The following is a 17,160-nucleotide window of genomic DNA, read 5'->3' on the forward strand; positions in this document are numbered from 1 at the left end:
GTACCAAGGCATTGCCCGGCAGGCGCGGTCGATGCGGATGGGAAAGCTGACTTGCCAAAATAAGATAGTGATCATAATCTAATTTGGCAAGTGAGCGCGCCCGTGAGACCAGGGCCTATTTCCTTACACCGTGGAGTCGAACAATGGCAGAGCCCATCTACCTGGAAGACCTGGCGGTTGGCGACATTTTCCTAAGCGACCATTACACGCTGGATGCTGAGCAAATCATTCGCTATGCACAGGAATTCGATCCGCAGCCCTTCCATCTCGACCAGGATGCCGCGAAGGACACGTTCTTCCAGGGGCTCGCGGCAAGCGGCTGGCACACCGCAGGCATTACCATGCGCTTGCTGGTGGCAAGCCTGCCGCTGGCACGTGGCGTCATTGGCGCCGGCGCAGAAATAGCATGGCCTCAGGCGACACGCCCCGGCGACGTACTCCACGTCACCAGCACCATTCTCAGCATCACGCCGTCTCGATCCAAGCCTGACCGAGGCATCGTGGTGGCCGAATGTATTACTTCCAATCAGAATGACGAGGTCGTGCAGCGCATGGTGACCAAGATCTTGTGCTTCAAAAAAACAGGGTGACACCGTGGGACGTTCATCGCAGTCCAAGGCTAAAGAGAACCGTGCCCAGATTGTCCAGACAGCCTCGCGCCTGTTTCGTGAGTCTGGGGTCGAGGGCGTCTCCGTAGCTCAAATCATGGCCGCCAATGGCATGACGGTAGGTGGCTTCTACAAGCACTTCGACTCCAAGGACGCCTTGATTGCCGAGGCGTTCTCGATGGCATTCGAGCAATCGCTTGAGGCCTGGAATGACGTGTACAAGCGCGCCGATGAAGCGGCTCAAGACCGGACCGTTTCTCTGGTTCGCAAGTACCTTCGCAACAGCGCTGCGAAAAATCGTTGTCCCCTTCTGGCCTTTGCGCCAGGCGTAGCCACTGGGGAGGTGGATGAGGTAGGCGTTCAAGCCTACGAGGCGGGGGCGAAGCACCTGCTCGACACGTTCATGAAAGAGCGAGTAGGTGAAGTGAGCGATTTTGCTCAGCCGACGCAAGCCGATAATGAAGCTCTGGTGATTTTTGCTGCCATGCTTGGAGCGCGCTTACTGGCCCAATCAGTCGGACAAAATGCGTGGGTGCAGGCGATTGAGGCTGCTGTAAACCTGGCAGCCAACAAAGACGGCAAACCCGGTTAACTTCTCGCCAACCTTTAATCGTGTTTGATGTACCCTTCGCTATCTGGCAAGGAGCCCATTCAATGAACGTTAAAACAGCCATTCTGTTAGTAACGCTAACCCCCCTCTCAGGTTGCGGCACCATCAACACAGTGTTGCGCGATGACATGGTAGCCAGCAACAAACTGGCCCGATGGCATTCTCATTGCGACTCACTGCCACGCATCTATAGCGGCGCGGCACTAGGCTACTGCGCGCTGAACGCCGAGCCACGAGGCCAAGTTGGCTTTGATGGGCACCCCTCAGCCGCTTTGGTAGCGCTCGATGTAGCATTGTCTGCTGTCGCTGACACGGCAGTGCTGCCCTACACGGTTTATTTGCAAAACAAGCTTGGTGACATCCCCAAGGCCCAGATTAACTAGGGTCTGTCTGAAAAGCATTGAGACGAAGGTCAGGCAAGGCGAAAACAGCCGAGGAAGCGGAGTTTACGGGTTGTAAATGAGCATTCCGAGGCTGTTTTCAACGCAGCATCACCGAGTCTCAAGGCTTTTCAGACAGAGCCTAACAGGCTTGGCTCGACAGTCACTGGGTTTGCGTCTGAGGAACGGAGTTCCTGTAATCCTCTTTGCAGGTCTGTCTTGCCAGCTCCATAAACTGCCGAAGCGCCTCGTGTTTTTCTTCTTGATTGGCACCCACTGCAAAAGACTTGGCTTTTTCGGTGAATCGCACCTTGTATTCTTCCCTGAGTTGGCTTGGATTCAGGCTCACATTCTCAGCGGCCGGCTCATTGAACTGTCTCGCGGCCATGATATCCAGCGCATCCATCGCCACCAGCTCACAGTGGCGAATTTCCTCTGGCTTGTACGTGGGGACCCCATTAACCATTGTCCAAGCCGAGACAACTGGGCTCCCGAATAAACACATCAAGGCAACAGAGGCAGATACAGTCCTTACGTTCATAGCAATTCGCCACTAAAAAATGGCGAGCCTATCACCTGCCTGCCTGGGCATCCAGCCGGGTGATCGACCACAGCCAGGCGAAAGGATTAGTGCTGATGGTGATCACGAGATATGCCGGTCACCAATCGAGGCAAAGCAGCTGGCAGCGTAAACCTCAACGAGCGTCCAGCCTCAACAGGCCACTACCGTTAGCCACTCAAAGAGCCACTAAGGCGCGTTCTAATTCGACGATGGAAAACTCCACTTCATCTACCGCCTGACTGAGGTCTTCAGGCAAAGCGTGTGGATCAGCGCAGACAACCTCCAAACGTCGGCAGGATTCGACCAACTGCTCGCCAGTCACCACGCGCGCCGCGCCTTTGATTCTGTGGGCCAACTCCATCAACCCATCCGTCTCACCCTCATTAAGTAAGGCCCTCAGCGATTGACAATCCCTGCGATTATTAGCGATCAGTTCGTCAAGTATTTCGCGAATCTTTACGGGGTCACTGTTGATGAGTAACTCCAAAGGCTTCAGATCAAGCAATCGTGGCAAGGCGGGCGCCATCAGAGGCAACAAAATCGCAGGCCCCTCACTTTCAACTTCCCAATCTTGGTGTAGCGCCACCAACCTCGCATCCAGTTCGTCGAGACCGATGGGCTTGATCAGACAGTCATTCATGCCCGCGTTGATACATTGCTCTATCTCTTCCGGCTGTGCATCGGCGGTAAGACCAATAATCACCGTCTGTTTAAGTCCTTGCTCTTGCTCGACTCGGCGAATCGTTCGAGTAAGCTCGGCACCATTCATGACCGGCATATGGCAATCAGTGATAACAACATCGAAGGGTTGCTCACGCCAACGCTCGAAGGCACGCAGCCCGTCTTCCGCCTCATAGACATCGTGACCTAAGAACTTCAGCTGTTGGTGTAAGACTTGGCGGTTGACCTGGTGATCATCCACCACCAGAACCTGTAGACAATAGCGTTGATGAACCAAGGGCAGAACTGGCAACTGTGTGACGCAGATGCGCTCCAATACTTGTAAATGCAGCTCCACATCGACCAGCGTTCCTTGGCCCAACGCGCTGTTCATCGTCACACGCCCCCCCATCATTTCGCACAGCGAGCGACAGATCACCAGGCCCAGTCCTGTACCTTCGGTCTGTTGCACATTGCGCTGCGCCTGAGCGAAAGGTTTGAACAAGCGCTGCTGATCGGCGGGACTTATGCCAACACCGGTATCTTCAATACTGAGGTGAACATTGAGCAAACTGGCATTGACCAGCAGTCCGCTGATACTGATCTTGATCGAGCCCTCTTCAGTGAACTTGATAGCATTGCTGACCAGATTGGACAGGATCTGCTTGAAGCGCAACGCATCGACCAGTACATCGCAGTTAATACTCGAATCGATGTCGAGGATCAGATTCAAGCGTTTTTGCCTGGCCAGCCCCTCAAATACCCTGGCCACCGACTCCACCAGTTCACGCAAATTGGCACGCTTGGGCGACAGGCTCAGGCGACCGGATTCGATGCGGGCGATGTCGAGAATATCGCCGATCAGCTCTAGCAGGCTTTTTGCCGAGGTGTGGGCGATTTCAATGCTGGCGCGGTCGATCGGTTGACTATCCGCACGCTTGAGCGCCAGTTCAAGGATCCCGATCACAGCGTTCATAGGGGTGCGGATTTCATGACTCATGGTCGCCAGGAAACTGGTCTTGGCACGGCTGGCATCATCGGCCAGTTTCTTCGCTTCCTGTAGCTGCTCGATCAACAGCCGGTGCTCGGTGATGTCCAGCCAGCCGCAGATAACGCCTTTAATCGCGCCCTGCGAATCCTGGAACGGTTGCACCCAGTGGTTGATCCAGACTTCCCTGCCCTGCAGCGTAACGGCATGTACTGACTCGACGGTCTGGCCATCTCGAAGCGCCTGCAGGATGTTGTTTTGAAAGTCCGCAAGGCCCTCGAAACTCTCCGTGGGTAGCTGGTGCACTGTCTTGTTCAGTACCTGGTCGGCGCTCAGGCCGACGCTTTTGAGGTAGCTACGGTTGCACGACAGCATGCGCCCCTTGGTATCACGGACATAAAGCGGCGGCGGCATGCAGTCGGTCAGCGTCTGGACATACTGCAGTTGGTCGTTGAGCAGCCGTTCGGCCTTGAGTCGGGCCTTGATCTGGCGGCGCAAATAGACCACCCAGGCCAGCGAAAACAACACCAGAAGCGTGGCACCTGCAACTACCCAATTGATTACCCGCTCATAATCGACCCAGGTCTGACCACTCATGCCCGGGGGCGAGCGCCAGCGGTTGGAAATCGCATTGAGCTCATCAGGTGCAATGCTCTGCAATACCTTGTCGATGATCGATTGCAGTTCCACATCACTGCGGCGCATGGCGAAATTGACTGTCGCCGGCCCGACATCCAGTATCTGGTTGATCACCAGTCTGTTGCGAAACAGCCGCTCGATGTAATAGCGCGCAGCAGGCAACGACACCATTGCCGCATCAGCCTTGCCTTCATAGAGCAGGTTCATGGAGTCCAGCGAGCCGCCAGCTTCGACGACTATGGCTTCGGGGTAACGCTTGCGCAGATGCTCAATGGCCACATGGCCTGTGGGAATCGCCACACGTTTGTCGACCAGGTTTCCCAGCCTGCCTTGCTCATCAATGCTGCTGAGCAATACAAAGGGGCTGTTGAGCAGTGGCCGGGAAAAACGCAGGTATTCTTCCCGCTCGGGGCTTGCAGTCATCAGCGCCAGATCTGCCTTACCTTTTTGCACCGCTTCAATGATCTGCGGGAAGCCACCACTGCGGGCAAGCACGTCAAAATGCAGGCCGGTACTGAGGGTTATCACTTCGAGGATATCGACGATCCCGCCAGAAAAAACCCCGTTCGAGTCAAAATACGCACCCGGTGCCAGATCATCGTTGATAACCAGGCGCACCACCGGATGTCGCTGGATCCAGCGCATCTGCTCCACGGTAAGGTTGATCGGCTCCTCACTGGGAATGAAGCTGTTCCCCACCCAGCGCTTGGCCACGTTGCGCAACGTGTCTTCGCCGATGGAGGTGATGGCAACATTCAGAATCCGTTGCAAACGCTCGTTATCGGCGTTCAGGGCATATCGGTAGTCACCTGCACCCACGTCGGAGAAACGCTCGAAGCGGACAAAGTTGTAAAACGAACGATTGATCAGGTAATAGGCGCTGTAAATGTCGTCCAGGTAAACATCTGCTTGGCCAAAGGCGGCAGCGGCAATCGCCTTTTCGTGGTTGGCGTATACCCGCAAATCAGCCCGCGGGTAGCGTTGTTTGAGTTCGGCCTGGTGTTCGTCGGTGATTGCAACGCGCAATCCGGCAAGATCGGCAGGAGAATGCCGCGGTTCGGCACTGCGCTTGAACACCGCCAGTCGGTCTTTGGCGTAGGGAATACTCAACAACACGCCCGGGTGCGACTCAGTGCTGCCGTGAGCACTGATCACATCGACGCTACCAGCCTGCAATGCCTTGCGCGCGTCCTGCTCAGTGGCAAAGGACACGACCTTCACCTGCAATCCCAACAACTGCGCGACCAGGGCCGTTGTATCGGCGCTGATGCCTTCGTACAGATTGTCTTGGACCTTGACCGAAAAAGGTGCGGACTCGGTTGCAGCTACGCCGAGTTTGAGCTCGGCCTTGTGCCGCAACCAATGCCAGTCTTCGGCCGAAATCGCCATATCGTGACGATCGACACGGAGCTGACTGGACAGCACCTGCGGCACCAGTGGTTGTGATGCCGACACCACTGGAGCGTGACCCAACAGCAGGCTGAAGGTCAGGCAAAAAATGCGTAGATACATGCGAGATCGAAGACCAAAAATTCCGGGAATACGGGAACCCTCTGTTTGCCAAAGGTTCGTCAAAGAATAGAGCGCGCTACTGATTAGTTGGTTAGCCTCGCGCCATGATAGATCAAAGCCGTTTCACTCATTTAATCACCTGCGCCTGTCACGTTGCCATTTGTGCGCTGCAGGCAGAAGTCGATGAAATGATTGGCAGGCATCGGTCGGGCAAACAGGAAACCCTGAGCAAGCGTGCCACCCAATTCAATCAAGCTCTTCTGTTGTTCGACAGTCTCCACGCCTTCTATGACTAGCGAGATATCCAGCGCTCGCGCCAGTGCCACCGCACAACTGATGATCGCGGCGCTCTTGGGTTGGCTTCGCATTTTGTGCACGAATGAGCGATCGAGCTTTATTTGACTGAACGGCAAGTCACAGAGCCGACTCAACGAAGAATAACCAGCACCAAAATCATCCATTGCCAGGCCACATCCAAGCATGCGCAACCGCACCAGGTTCTCCAGACTGGTTGCCGGTGCAGACATCAGATCGGACTCGATGATCTCGAATGTCACACTGGCCGGCGGCACACCGGCCCGCTTGAGCAGTGCGGGTATGCGATCAATCAGCGCAGTGCAGGCCAGTTGCGACGGGTGCAGGTTGAATGCCAGATTGACCGTCCGATCTCGCCTCAACGCTTGTTGATACAGCGCCAGGCCTTGCTCGAACAGTTGCCAAAACATTCTGTCGACCAGATTGTGCTGTTCCATTACCGGTAGAAAATGGGCCGGCGCCAGCACGCCCCATTGAGGATGCGCCCAACGCGCAAGTACTTCTGCCCCCACCAGAAGCTCCCCTTGAAGCGTGACCTTTGGCTGGTAGTAAGCCTCGAACTCGCCATTATCCAAGCCACGCTGTATGTCATTGAGGGTGGGGAGTTCTGCCGCTGACAGCGTCTTGGGCAACGCGTTGCAATCTTCCCGGTAACGTTTGACCAATTGGCTGAAACCGTCAAGGTTGAAGGGTTTGCCCAGATCACCGAGGAAGTTCAGCCCCAGGCAACGGATCATCGACACTGTCGCCTGTCGCAGCACCGGCTCCAATTCGCTGCACAGGACTACCGCGCGCACTTTGCCGCTGCTGCTGGCATAACGAAGAAAAGCCAGGCCATCCATGCCTGCCATCCTCAGGTCACAGAGGACAATATCCACTGCACTGCAGTTGGCCAGAATAGCAACCGCTTCGCTGCCATCTGCCGCCTGCAGAATCTGGCCTGGCAGGGCTTTCTCCAGTGCCGTTACGGTAACGAGACGCTGGAAGGGTTCATCTTCCAGCACGAGAACAGTCAGGTCTTGCATCGCAGGTCTACACACACCCAATTGAAGGGGATACAGTGTGCAAGGCGTACTTCCGACATCTCCATGGGAGATTTCCCATGCGCCTTAGGAAATTTCCTAAACTTAACCGGCAGCAAATACAGCACTTTCCTGCGCGGATATAGTGTCAACTCTCTACCGGCTGAGCTTTACCGTTCCGTAGCAAGCGCGTTCTCAAGGTAATTCACACTATGCATAGCGTTCTGATAGTTGACGATCATCCGGTCATTCGACTTGCCGTCCGGGTCCTGCTGGAAAAGCACGATATGCGTGTGGTGGGCGAAGCTGACAACGGCGTCGATGCGGTCAAGCTAGTACGCGAACTCACCCCGCAAGTGGTCGTGCTCGATATTGGTATTCCCAAGCTGGATGGACTTACCGTTATTTCTCGGATCAAAGCGCTGAATGTGCGTAGCGAGATTCTCATTCTGACTTCGCAACCCGCCGATTCGGTGTGTCGGCGCTGCATCCAGCTAGGTGCTCGTGGTTTCGTCAACAAAGAGGAAGACCTCGGCAGCCTGATTACCGCAATCAAGGCGGTAGACTCCGGCTACACCTTCTTTCCCTCGCTGACGTTTGACAGTGTCAATCCCACGGAGCAACGATCGGAGCTGGAACAGATTCAGTCATTGACCGACCGAGAAGTGACGGTGTTGCAACTTCTGGCCCAGGGCTACTCCAACAAACAGATTGGCGACATGCTCTTTCTCAGCAACAAAACTGTAAGCACCTACAAAACTCGCCTGCTACAAAAATTAGGCGCTACATCACTGGTTGATTTGGCCGAGTTTGCCAAACGCAATGCATTGACACCCTGATCGACACCTAAAAGGCCTGTAGGAAATTTCCTAGGCCAGCATCGGCAACGTCCTACTCACTTCTTCCCCCTCCACTCCTAGACTTACTCCAGCTCAAGGGTACGCAGATACCAGAGCAGCAAGCGCATTCCATTGAACGCCCTTCAAGGACTTCAATATCAATCTAGGAGTATTAAATGAAAGTTAGTACGTTGGCTGGTGCAATCATGGCAGTTTCCCTGGCAGCAACTTCGGCTGTCAGTTTTGCCAAAGATCAGGGACACGGTGTGATTACCTTCAAGGGCGCAATTATCGATGCGCCGTGCTCGATCGCTCACGAATCGGCATATCAAACCGTCATGATGGATGAAATATCCAACGTCGCCCTGAAAAACGGCGGCAAATCCCGCCCGAAAACCTTCAAGATCGAACTGCGCGGTTGTGAGCTTGGCGCCCTCAAATCCGCCACTGCAACCTTCACCGGCTCGCCGGCGTCCAACCCTGACCTGCTGGCAATCAAAGGTACTGCCCAAGGCGCCAGCCTGGCCATCGCCAACCACACCGGCGAGCTGATCAAGCTGGGCAGTGCTTCGCCTGCGCAGACCCTGTTCGATGGTGACCCCAACCTTGAGTTCAAAGCCTACCTGCAGGGTGACATGGTTACCCCAGGCGGTGGCGGCGAAGCGCAAGCGGCCGAAATCGTACCAGGCGACTTCGAGACGTTCGCCAACTTCACCCTCGCTTATCAGTAACGGAAACATTCGTCACTGAGGTGAACCGCAGTGCGCACTGGCTGCGTACTGCGGGGGCGCCTGCGGAGGTTTAAATGATTCGCTCAACCGCACTGCTACTACTGCCCCTGTGCACCTTGGGCGCGCCAGTCTATGCCAGCGATTTGCTCGAGGGGCGCGTCCAAATGACCGGGAGTATTGTCGACAGCGCCTGTGCAATCCGTGTCGGTAGTAACAGACAGACGATTGCGTTCAAACCCCTGGCAGTTAGTGGCTTACGAAACGGCGATGAATCACCCAAACAATCCTTGGCTATCTATATCAGCGATTGCATTACCTCTGGAAGTCATGACAAGCGTGATGCTTCCCAACATTTCAAACTGACCTTCGAAGGCCAACCTTATGGTAAGTACTTCGCTGTTCAGGGTGCGGCGAAAGGTATTGCACTGCAAATACATGATGACCAGGGAAAGTTGATATCGCCCGGAATGTTACTTGAACACAGCTTATCGTCCGCCGACAGCGCGATGCTCAACTACTCGCTGACGCTCGTCGGTAACGGGCGCACGCTGCAAGCAGGCGATTACCGCACCACTATCAAGCTAACTATTCAGCACTTCTGAGCTGCAAACATTTAGTACGCAGTTTCGCTCAAGGACTTAGTCACGTGGATCACCGTAAGGTACTTGCCACCACGGCACTGTGCTGTGCCGCGTCGTGCGCAAGTGCAGCCGAAGAATTCCAATTCAACACCGATGTACTCGACCTCAAGGATCGCGAGAACCTTGATCTTGGGGTGTTTGCTTCGGCTAACTTCATCATGCCCGGCCAATACAGCCTGTTGGTGCACGTGAACCGCGACACGTTGACGGAGTTTACCGTCGACTATCTGCCAGCCGAAAACGATCCGAAAAGCAGCACTGCCTGTCTTTCACCGGCATTGGTAAATGAACTGGGCCTGAAAGAACACGTCATCAAGTCGCTGACCTGGTGGCACGATGGCGCCTGCCTGGACCTTGTCAGCGTTCCCGGCATGCAGGCCCGCGGCAACCTGAGCAATTCGGCGCTGTACGTGAGCATTCCCCAGGACCAGCTGGAATACACCGCGGCAAACTGGGACCCACCTTCTCGTTGGGATGAAGGTATTTCCGGGGTGTTGTTCGATTACAGCCTCAATGCCCAGACCACTGAGCACAAACGGGGCAAGGGTCGCAGCGACAACCTCAGCGGTAACGGTACCGCCGGGATCAACCTGGGTGCCTGGCGCTTGCGCGGCGACTGGCAGACCCAGATGCAACGCAGTGCCGACCAGCCATCACACAACGAGTTCGCCTGGAGCCGCTTCTACGCGCTGCGCGCCGTGCCGTCGCTACGCTCGAACCTGATCGTCGGTGAAGATTATCTGGACTCCAACCTGTTCGGCAGTTTTCGCTACACCGGCGTCAATCTGAGCAGCAACGACAATATGCTCCCCCCCAACCTCAGGGGCTATGCCCCCGAAGTCAGCGGTGTGGCGCGGACCAACGCACGGGTGGTCATTCGCCAACAAGGCCGGGTGCTCTATGACACTCAGGTACCGCCAGGCGCTTTTCGTATCCAGGACCTCAACGATGCAGTCTCCGGCCAGCTTGACGTTCGCATCGAAGAACAGGACGGCAGCGTCCAGGAATTCCAGATGGACACCGCCAGCATCCCCTACCTCACCCGTCCGGGCACGGTGCGTTACAAGTTGGCCACTGGTAAACCTTCCGACTGGGAGCATGAGCTCGATGGCCCGGCGTTCGCCACAGGAGAGTTTTCCTGGGGTGTGAGCAACGGCTGGTCGCTGTATGGCGGTAGCCTGGGCGCCAAGGACTACAGCTCCCTGGCCGTGGGCGTGGGCCGCGACCTGATGGCGTTCGGTGCGCTGTCGGTCGACGTCACCCAGTCACGCGCGACGCTGCCTGAGCGCGACACCTTGAGCGGCAAGTCTTACCGTGCCAGCTATTCCAAGCGCTTCGACGAATACGACAGCCAGATCACCTTCGCCGGCTACCGGTTTTCCGAGGAGAATTACCTGAGCATGAACGAGTTCCTCGAAGCCCGGCGTGGCAGCCAGCCGTTGAACCAGAGCAAGGAGCTGTACACCGCGACGCTGAGTAAACAGTTTCGCGATTCAGCGCTCAGCGTGTACTTCAACTACAACCACCAGACTTACTGGAACAGCCAGGCGAGCGATCGCTACAGCCTGTCATTGTCGCGGTATTTCGATGTCGGTGGCCTGAAGAACCTCAGCCTGTCGCTGACCGCGTACCAGAACAAGGGCAACGGCACCTCCGATGACGGCGCCTATCTATCGCTGAACATTCCCTGGGACAGCACGAGCTCGTTCAGCTACAGCTCGTCGGTCAACCGCGGCGACACCTCCCATAGCCTGAGTTACTACGACCGTATCGATGAGCGTAACCACTACATGCTCAGCGCCGGCAAATCCTCCAGCGGCGCAATCGCCAGCGGCTTCCTGTCCCATGACGGGGATCAGGCCCAGGTGGTGGCCAGCGCCAGCTACCAGGCCGGTGAGTACAGCTCGGCCGGGCTGTCCGTGCAAGGTGGCGCCACCCTCACGGGCCAAGGCGCGGCCCTGCACCGCAGCAACGTCATGGGCGGCACCCGACTGCTGGTCGATACCCAGGGCGTTGCCGACGTTCCGGTACGTGGCAACGGCGGGATCACCCGAACCAACCGTTTCGGCAAGGCGGTGGTTACCGACGTCAACAGCTACTACCGCAACCAGGCCAACATCGTGCTGGACGATCTGGCCGACGATGTCGAAGCCACCCAGTCCATTACCCAGGCGACCCTGACCGAGGGCGCAATTGGCTACCGCCGTTTCGATGTAATCGCCGGCCACAAGGCCATGGTCATCATTCGCATGGCCAACCACCACGCGCCGCCCTTTGGCGCCAGCGCCCAGAACAATCGCGGCCAGGAAACCGGGATTGTCGGCGAAGAAGGATCGACTTACCTAAGCGGCATGAAGCCGGGCGAAACCATGTCGCTGCATTGGGACGGCAGCGCGCGCTGCCATTTCACCCTGCCCAATCAGGTGGTATCGCCCGATCGACAACTGGAGCTGCTGTGCCAACCCGCCGGCGCCGCAGACGACTCCGCCTAATCTATTTGCACCAGGTACCCCTATGAACACCAGCTTCAAACGCAACGCCCTGACTCTGCTCGCCCTGTTCAGCACGTGCGCCACGCAAACCAGCCTGGCCGCGGTGTCACTGGACCGCACACGGGTAATTTTTACCGGTAGCGAGAAATCAGTGAGCCTTAACGTCAGCAACCAGAACGCCCAGTTGCCCTACCTGGCACAGGCCTGGATCGAGAACGAGCAGGCCGAGAAAATCACCAGCCCGCTGGCGGTGGTGCCCCCTATCCAGCGCCTGGAAGCCGGGGCCAACAGCCAGGTGAAAATCCAGGGGCTGCCTGAGCTGGGTCTGCTGCCCCAAGACCGCGAATCGCTGTTCTATTTCAACCTGCGCGAGATTCCGCCCCGCAGTGATCAACCCAACACCTTGCAAATTGCCCTGCAAACGCGGGTGAAGCTGTTCTATCGGCCTGCATCGATCGCCCCGAAAACCGGTTTCAACGAAGCCCCCTGGCAAGAAAAGCTGACCCTGAGCCGTCAGAACGACCGCTATCTGGTGAACAACCCGACGCCCTACTACATCACCTTGATCGATGCCACACCCAACCTCAAGGCCGCCAGTGCCACCGGTTTCACACCGCTGATGATCGCCCCAAAGGGCCAGCTCGACCTTGGCGTAAGCAGCAAGGCACTGGGCGACACGCCGGTGCTCACCTATGTCAACGACTACGGTGGTCGCCCGCAACTGCAGTTCAGCTGCACTGCAGGCAACTGCACCGCCAGCCCCGTCGCCAGCAAACGCTGACACCCGCAAACCTATTCCAGCGAGGGCACACCATGAAGCCTGGACTCCGTATCTGTCTTGCTGCCTGGCTCTGCAGTGCTAGCGTGTTGACCCACGCCGTCGACAGTACTGTGCAGTCAGCCGAATTCCAGGTCACCGGCACCTTACTAGAAAGCGCCTGCTACCTGGACCCCAGCTCCGCCTATCAGGCCTTGTCGCTGGGTGACTTGAGTACCGCCCGCCTGGTGCACCTCGGTGATCAGGGCACGCCTGTGGCCCTGCACCTCAAACTGCGGGGTTGTATACGCAGCAATGGCGGCCGCCAGGATGAACAGCACGGCACCCTGGTCTGGAGCGCCATCGAACCGGTGGCGGCGCTGGCCTTCAGGGCCGTTGCCGATGCCGATACGCCCGAGCTGATCAAGGTGATGGGCGCCGAAGGGTTCGGCCTGCGCCTGCTCGATGTGCAGGGCAATGACGTACGTTTGGGCCGTATCGCCCCGGCGTGGTTCGTCACGCCTGGTAACAACCAACTGACCTATTACATTCGCCCCGAACGCACAGCAGCCCCTTTGCGCCCAGGCGCCTTCCACGCCAGCCTCAATGTGAATCTGGTGTATGACTGAGACTTGCACAATGACTGTTGCACGTACTGCACTGCTGGCAATGTTGCTTGCTGGTGCATCTTCGAACGAAGCCGCCGAGCCGCATGTATTGACGATCGAAGGGGTCGTCTATGCCGCGATACCCTGCGTGATCAACAGAAACGCGCCCATTAGCGCTCCCTTTGGCGATGTGCAGACCGCCCGCATCGATGGCGCTTACAAAACCATCACCCTGGAATACACGCTCGATTGCAGCCGCGCGGCGACCAATGAACTGAGGATGCAGGTGCGCGGCAATGCAGCTTTCGATCCGCAGCTGCTGGTGGTGCGCGGTTATGACAACCTCGGCATCGCCCTGAAAAAAGACGGTGCACCGCTTGCACTCAATACCTGGGCTGACTTCGACACCCGCAAACAGCCCATGCTGCAAGCTGTCCTGGTCAAACGCGAGAACAGTGAGGTTCAAGCTGGCAGCTTAAATGCCAGCGCAACCCTGGTGGTGGACGTACGATGAACGTTTTTAACAACACATTGGCAGCACTGTCGATCACCGCCCTGTCACTGCCGTGTGTGGGCGCCGACAACCTGCAGTTCACGGGCAACCTGCTGGCATCACCAGGCTGCACCGTCAGCGACAAGGGTCGGCGTATTGACGTGCGCTTTGAGCGCAATATCGCCGTCAACCGCATCGATGGCGAGCGCTACCGCCAAGCGATTCCCTACCAGATCGAGTGCCCGGGGGCAGCTGGTGCTGGCACCACCTGGCATATGCGCCTGACCCTCAAGGGCGCCGAAACCCATTTCGAACCTGCTGCGCTGGAGACCTCGGTGAATGACCTGGGCATCAAGGTACTGCTCGGTGGTACAGCACTGATTCCCAATCAGCCCAGAGAGATCGATGTCAACGCATCGACACCGCCGGTACTGGAAGCTGTACCGGTGAAGCTTGCCGGTGCGGCATTGCCCAGCACCGACTTTACCGCTTCGGCGCTACTGATGGCCGAACTCTACTAGGAGTATCTATGGGCAAGTACACCTTGACCCTGAGCGCCTTGATCACCGCTGGCCTGTGGTTGCCGGCGGCACAGGCAGCAGAAGACAACCTCTACTTTTCCGGCACCCTGGTGAATGAGCCTTGCGTGCTGGATGAGAGAGATCAGTCGATCAAACTGGACTTCGAACGCGTGATAAACAAGGAGCTTTACCTCAACGGCAGAACCAAGGGCCGCCCAATCGAGGTGCGCTTGAACAACTGTGACCTGGACGTCGGCAAGCACATGGTCAGCATCACCTTCAGCGGTAACGAAAGCAGCGAACCACCGGGGCTGCTAGTGCTGCAAAGCGCCACCGTGCAAGGGCTAATGGTTGGGCTGGAGACGGCCAGCGGAACGGCCTTGCCGTTGAACAAGTCCCACGCCCTGGGCGAAATGACCAGTGGCTACAACGTGCTCAACTTCAATGCCTATCTGCAAGGCAATGCCGAGGTACTCGCCAATCGCACCCTCGGAGAGGGCGAATTTGACGCCTCCCTGACCTTTGCCTTGAGTTACGAGTGAACGTGCTGTCGATCGACTAAAAGTCGCTGCCAGGGGTGGCTGGCCAAGAACGGCCGCAGTGCCAGCGCAGGTAAAACCCTTCGATGCGCCAAGTCTGTACGAAAACTGTGGGAGCGGCGGTGCGGCTCCCACAAAACTTTTCGTACAAAGCCTAAGGAGGAGAGATTGTCACCACAGTAGATCCGGAGAATGCACCTGGCTCAACGGTTCCCTTGGTGTACAGCGTAGATTTGATGGTCACTGGGGTAGGCAATCCATCGTTTACGTTGACTGAAACCCCAATTGCCGCAGATTTATCTCCGATGGTGAGTTTGGAGTACAAGCTTCCGTCCGCCCTGAGATTAATACCCGCGAAACTCTCTCTGCCTGCGGAGACGATCACTTTAGTTGTACCCGTGCACGTTAGCTGAAGCGTGGCGCCGGCTTCATTGCCATCAATGGCTGCATCACTGACATTGCGATGATTGATTGTCGTGTCTCCAGCGACTTCGCATTTCAGAACGGGTTTTATAACAGGGGCACAGGGGCCAACAGGAACTACCATACCTCCCATCCCAGGATAACTGTACCCTTGAGCAAAGGTGATACAGAACCTATTGCTGACCGTTGTGTACTTGGGAACAAACAAGCTACCTTCGAAAGGGATTGAAAAGCCCTTCATTTGTCTGAGCACCTCCGACATGGAAGAGCTTGGCTTTACTGGCCAAAAATACTTACTATCCACCATATACGCAGGGTCACCAGGGCTTTGCGCCCCAGCTATTCTCAGGTTACATGTGGTGGCCGTCATATCATCACAGACCTTGACGCCGTTTAGCCCCCAATTAGTAACCGTAAAGTAATAGCGAATGCCGTCCGACTCATAGACACTTCGAGTAGACTTGATGGAAATGGCGTGCGCAACATTAGTTACTAAGCAGAGAAGAAACAAAAGTACTGCGCGGTTGGTTCTATACCTGTTCAACACATTCAGTCCTGCTAACACAATTGAGCAGGAATGGTATGCGACGAATAGCACTTATTACCTAGGAATCTACCGTAGCGACTGTAGGAATTTTCCTAAACCGCCAGATACTCTCCTGAAGCCCTGCGGGGTCGAAGGAAAACCTGAGGCAGTGTCCAGGACTAGCAGACCGGAATCGAATCGGCGCAAACGGATTTTCAATCCGAATCGAATTCTATGCCTATACAAAACAGAAGCTCGCAAAGAGTATCGTCACGCTTAAAATTATCGCGAAGCACAGGAAATTTCGCTCGCCGCCCCATCAAAGTACAAAGCGAAACTTATCCACCCTACCAAACAAGAAATAAATTGTGACAAAGACCCCTTGAAATATCCTAAACACCAAGAAACCAACATTTACTGACCCAAAACCAGCCACTTTGCTTTTTATAGCTGGATGGAAACCCAGTTCATTAAAATCCCACCCAATGCTAACGTATGCTTTCGCATTGCTCAGCAAAAGAAAAAACATGAGCAAATTTGTTAGTTGAATAAAGGATTAACGAATGACTATCGAGCGAGAGATTTTCTCAGCCCTTATCGCGCAGAACGCATTTCAAGGTGAAAAACCGAGCGTATTAAGCTACGCCCAGCTAGCCGTCGACAAGGGGTTCAGAGCGCTTTCGTCAAAGCAACAGGCGGTGGTAAGCCCCTTCCTGCAAAAAAAATGCGAGGGTATGAAAAAACCAAATGAAAAACATAACAACTGCCAAAACATCATAGGTGGTCGTGAACTGGTTACAGCCCTTGAAAAATCCGAGCAATATAAAGGATGGCGCTGCGAGAGCTGCCGAAGTGCATCTGAAAAATAACAAAGCTATTTAAAGAGAGCAGCAACCCAAACACCTGTAAAAACCAGAAAGAACACTATTGCTCTCACCCCTCCTGAACGTTATTGCAGCAGGCCACCATCGGCCTGCTTGCAGGTGGTTGTTTTAACCCCCATCAAATCGCCGCCCGCTTGTCACACACTTTCACCCATCCAGGTGGCTAGCGGCCTGCTGTGTAAAATTTTGCAACACTCCAGGGGCACCCGATCTATGAAACCGAATGAGGCCGATGCTGTCCGATTGCCATCGGTAAACGGCAGAGGTCGCATGACTCGGCCAACGAGCTCGGCATGATCCACGTAATGGAACACTCCTGAAGCGGCCTCGATACCCCGGTTTACTGGCGCGTGCATCCTGTCTTCATAGGATGTCGCCCTATTTATCAAGGCTGAAAGAGCGAAATATGA

At 55.9% G+C, this 17,160-nt stretch carries 17 protein-coding genes; 13 read left to right on the forward strand and 4 right to left on the reverse strand.

Going from position 1 to position 17,160, the window contains the following annotated elements; translation table 11 throughout:
• Nucleotides 1-143 precede the first annotated feature (143 nt).
• The 3 genes from ACVWSC_RS17520 (at nucleotide 144) to ACVWSC_RS17530 (ending at nucleotide 1,601) form a co-directional block, all read left to right on the forward strand.
• Nucleotides 144-590: a MaoC family dehydratase gene (locus ACVWSC_RS17520; RefSeq protein WP_442108127.1), complete on the forward strand. Its 447-nt coding sequence runs from the start codon at nucleotides 144-146 to the stop codon at nucleotides 588-590.
• Nucleotides 591-594: 4 nt separating this feature from the next.
• Nucleotides 595-1,200 carry a TetR/AcrR family transcriptional regulator gene (locus tag ACVWSC_RS17525; RefSeq protein WP_442108129.1) on the forward strand — a complete coding sequence of 202 codons (606 nt, stop codon included), beginning with the start codon at nucleotides 595-597 and terminating at the stop codon, nucleotides 1,198-1,200.
• A gap of 62 nt (nucleotides 1,201-1,262) precedes the next feature.
• A complete protein-coding gene (locus ACVWSC_RS17530) occupies nucleotides 1,263-1,601 on the forward strand; it encodes a YceK/YidQ family lipoprotein (protein ID WP_442108131.1) in 339 nt (112 codons plus the stop codon).
• A 160-nt stretch (nucleotides 1,602-1,761) separates the two neighbouring features.
• Here ACVWSC_RS17530 and ACVWSC_RS17535 read toward each other — a convergent pair whose 3' ends face one another.
• The 3 genes from ACVWSC_RS17535 to ACVWSC_RS17545 form a co-directional block, all read right to left on the reverse strand.
• A complete protein-coding gene (locus ACVWSC_RS17535; RefSeq protein WP_442108133.1) occupies nucleotides 1,762-2,004 on the reverse strand; it encodes a hypothetical protein in 243 nt (80 codons plus the stop codon).
• 331 nt (nucleotides 2,005-2,335) lie between these two features.
• On the reverse strand, nucleotides 2,336-5,959 hold the full coding sequence (locus ACVWSC_RS17540) for a transporter substrate-binding domain-containing protein (protein ID WP_442114325.1): 3,624 nt from the start codon (nucleotides 5,957-5,959) through the stop codon (nucleotides 2,336-2,338).
• Between the two features lie 131 nt (nucleotides 5,960-6,090).
• On the reverse strand, nucleotides 6,091-7,299 hold the full coding sequence (locus ACVWSC_RS17545; protein ID WP_442108135.1) for an EAL domain-containing response regulator: 1,209 nt from the start codon (nucleotides 7,297-7,299) through the stop codon (nucleotides 6,091-6,093).
• A 209-nt stretch (nucleotides 7,300-7,508) separates the two neighbouring features.
• Between ACVWSC_RS17545 and ACVWSC_RS17550 the strand changes: the two genes are divergently transcribed.
• The 9 genes from ACVWSC_RS17550 (at nucleotide 7,509) to ACVWSC_RS17590 (ending at nucleotide 14,920) form a co-directional block, all read left to right on the forward strand.
• On the forward strand, nucleotides 7,509-8,135 hold the full coding sequence (locus ACVWSC_RS17550) for a response regulator (RefSeq protein WP_442108137.1): 627 nt from the start codon (nucleotides 7,509-7,511) through the stop codon (nucleotides 8,133-8,135).
• Between the two features lie 176 nt (nucleotides 8,136-8,311).
• Entirely contained in the window at nucleotides 8,312-8,866 is a 555-nt protein-coding gene (locus ACVWSC_RS17555; protein WP_442108139.1) for a fimbrial protein, read from the forward strand.
• A 74-nt stretch (nucleotides 8,867-8,940) separates the two neighbouring features.
• A complete protein-coding gene (locus ACVWSC_RS17560; protein ID WP_442108141.1) occupies nucleotides 8,941-9,468 on the forward strand; it encodes a fimbrial protein in 528 nt (175 codons plus the stop codon).
• A 44-nt stretch (nucleotides 9,469-9,512) separates the two neighbouring features.
• On the forward strand, nucleotides 9,513-11,999 hold the full coding sequence (locus ACVWSC_RS17565) for an outer membrane usher protein (protein ID WP_442108143.1): 2,487 nt from the start codon (nucleotides 9,513-9,515) through the stop codon (nucleotides 11,997-11,999).
• A 22-nt stretch (nucleotides 12,000-12,021) separates the two neighbouring features.
• Nucleotides 12,022-12,780 (forward strand): fimbria/pilus periplasmic chaperone, encoded by a 759-nt coding sequence (locus tag ACVWSC_RS17570; RefSeq protein WP_442108145.1) that lies wholly within the window; start codon nucleotides 12,022-12,024, stop codon nucleotides 12,778-12,780.
• A 32-nt stretch (nucleotides 12,781-12,812) separates the two neighbouring features.
• The gene (locus tag ACVWSC_RS17575; protein ID WP_442108147.1) at nucleotides 12,813-13,385 is read left to right on the forward strand and encodes a fimbrial protein; all 573 of its coding nucleotides are present in this window, start codon (nucleotides 12,813-12,815) and stop codon (nucleotides 13,383-13,385) included.
• Nucleotides 13,386-13,395: 10 nt separating this feature from the next.
• Nucleotides 13,396-13,878, forward strand: a complete 483-nt coding sequence (locus tag ACVWSC_RS17580; RefSeq protein WP_442108149.1) for a fimbrial protein — start codon at nucleotides 13,396-13,398, stop codon at nucleotides 13,876-13,878.
• Nucleotides 13,875-14,378 (forward strand): fimbrial protein, encoded by a 504-nt coding sequence (locus ACVWSC_RS17585; RefSeq protein ID WP_442108151.1) that lies wholly within the window; start codon nucleotides 13,875-13,877, stop codon nucleotides 14,376-14,378. Before ACVWSC_RS17580 ends, ACVWSC_RS17585 begins: the two co-directional genes overlap by 4 nt.
• An 8-nt stretch (nucleotides 14,379-14,386) precedes the next feature.
• Nucleotides 14,387-14,920 (forward strand): fimbrial protein, encoded by a 534-nt coding sequence (locus ACVWSC_RS17590; RefSeq protein WP_442108153.1) that lies wholly within the window; start codon nucleotides 14,387-14,389, stop codon nucleotides 14,918-14,920.
• A 151-nt stretch (nucleotides 14,921-15,071) separates the two neighbouring features.
• Here the strand turns inward: ACVWSC_RS17590 and ACVWSC_RS17595 are convergent, their stop codons facing one another.
• Nucleotides 15,072-15,710 (reverse strand): MrpH family fimbial adhesin, encoded by a 639-nt coding sequence (locus ACVWSC_RS17595; RefSeq protein WP_442108155.1) that lies wholly within the window; start codon nucleotides 15,708-15,710, stop codon nucleotides 15,072-15,074.
• Between the two features lie 719 nt (nucleotides 15,711-16,429).
• Here ACVWSC_RS17595 and ACVWSC_RS17600 point away from each other — a divergent pair.
• Nucleotides 16,430-16,735 carry a hypothetical protein gene (locus ACVWSC_RS17600; protein WP_442108157.1) on the forward strand — a complete coding sequence of 102 codons (306 nt, stop codon included), beginning with the start codon at nucleotides 16,430-16,432 and terminating at the stop codon, nucleotides 16,733-16,735.
• The last annotated feature ends 425 nt before the right edge of the window (nucleotides 16,736-17,160 follow it).

This window comes from Pseudomonas sp. NUPR-002, from assembly GCF_056322725.1.

Excerpts from the sequence above, each read along its gene's own strand:
- ACVWSC_RS17590 (WP_442108153.1), top strand. The coding sequence starts at position 14,387 with ATGGGCAAGTACACCTTGACCCTGAGCGCCTTGATCACCGCTGGCCTG.
- ACVWSC_RS17550 (WP_442108137.1), top strand. The coding sequence starts at position 7,509 with ATGCATAGCGTTCTGATAGTTGACGATCATCCGGTCATTCGACTTGCC.
- ACVWSC_RS17570 (WP_442108145.1), top strand. The coding sequence starts at position 12,022 with ATGAACACCAGCTTCAAACGCAACGCCCTGACTCTGCTCGCCCTGTTC.
- ACVWSC_RS17540 (WP_442114325.1), bottom strand. The coding sequence starts at position 5,959 with ATGTATCTACGCATTTTTTGCCTGACCTTCAGCCTGCTGTTGGGTCAC.
- ACVWSC_RS17560 (WP_442108141.1), top strand. The coding sequence starts at position 8,941 with ATGATTCGCTCAACCGCACTGCTACTACTGCCCCTGTGCACCTTGGGC.
- ACVWSC_RS17585 (WP_442108151.1), top strand. The coding sequence starts at position 13,875 with ATGAACGTTTTTAACAACACATTGGCAGCACTGTCGATCACCGCCCTG.
- ACVWSC_RS17555 (WP_442108139.1), top strand. The coding sequence starts at position 8,312 with ATGAAAGTTAGTACGTTGGCTGGTGCAATCATGGCAGTTTCCCTGGCA.
- ACVWSC_RS17520 (WP_442108127.1), top strand. The coding sequence starts at position 144 with ATGGCAGAGCCCATCTACCTGGAAGACCTGGCGGTTGGCGACATTTTC.
- ACVWSC_RS17535 (WP_442108133.1), bottom strand. The coding sequence starts at position 2,004 with ATGGATGCGCTGGATATCATGGCCGCGAGACAGTTCAATGAGCCGGCC.
- ACVWSC_RS17575 (WP_442108147.1), top strand. The coding sequence starts at position 12,813 with ATGAAGCCTGGACTCCGTATCTGTCTTGCTGCCTGGCTCTGCAGTGCT.
- ACVWSC_RS17595 (WP_442108155.1), bottom strand. The coding sequence starts at position 15,710 with ATGACGGCCACCACATGTAACCTGAGAATAGCTGGGGCGCAAAGCCCT.
- ACVWSC_RS17580 (WP_442108149.1), top strand. The coding sequence starts at position 13,396 with ATGACTGTTGCACGTACTGCACTGCTGGCAATGTTGCTTGCTGGTGCA.
- ACVWSC_RS17600 (WP_442108157.1), top strand. The coding sequence starts at position 16,430 with ATGACTATCGAGCGAGAGATTTTCTCAGCCCTTATCGCGCAGAACGCA.
- ACVWSC_RS17530 (WP_442108131.1), top strand. The coding sequence starts at position 1,263 with ATGAACGTTAAAACAGCCATTCTGTTAGTAACGCTAACCCCCCTCTCA.
- ACVWSC_RS17545 (WP_442108135.1), bottom strand. The coding sequence starts at position 7,299 with ATGCAAGACCTGACTGTTCTCGTGCTGGAAGATGAACCCTTCCAGCGT.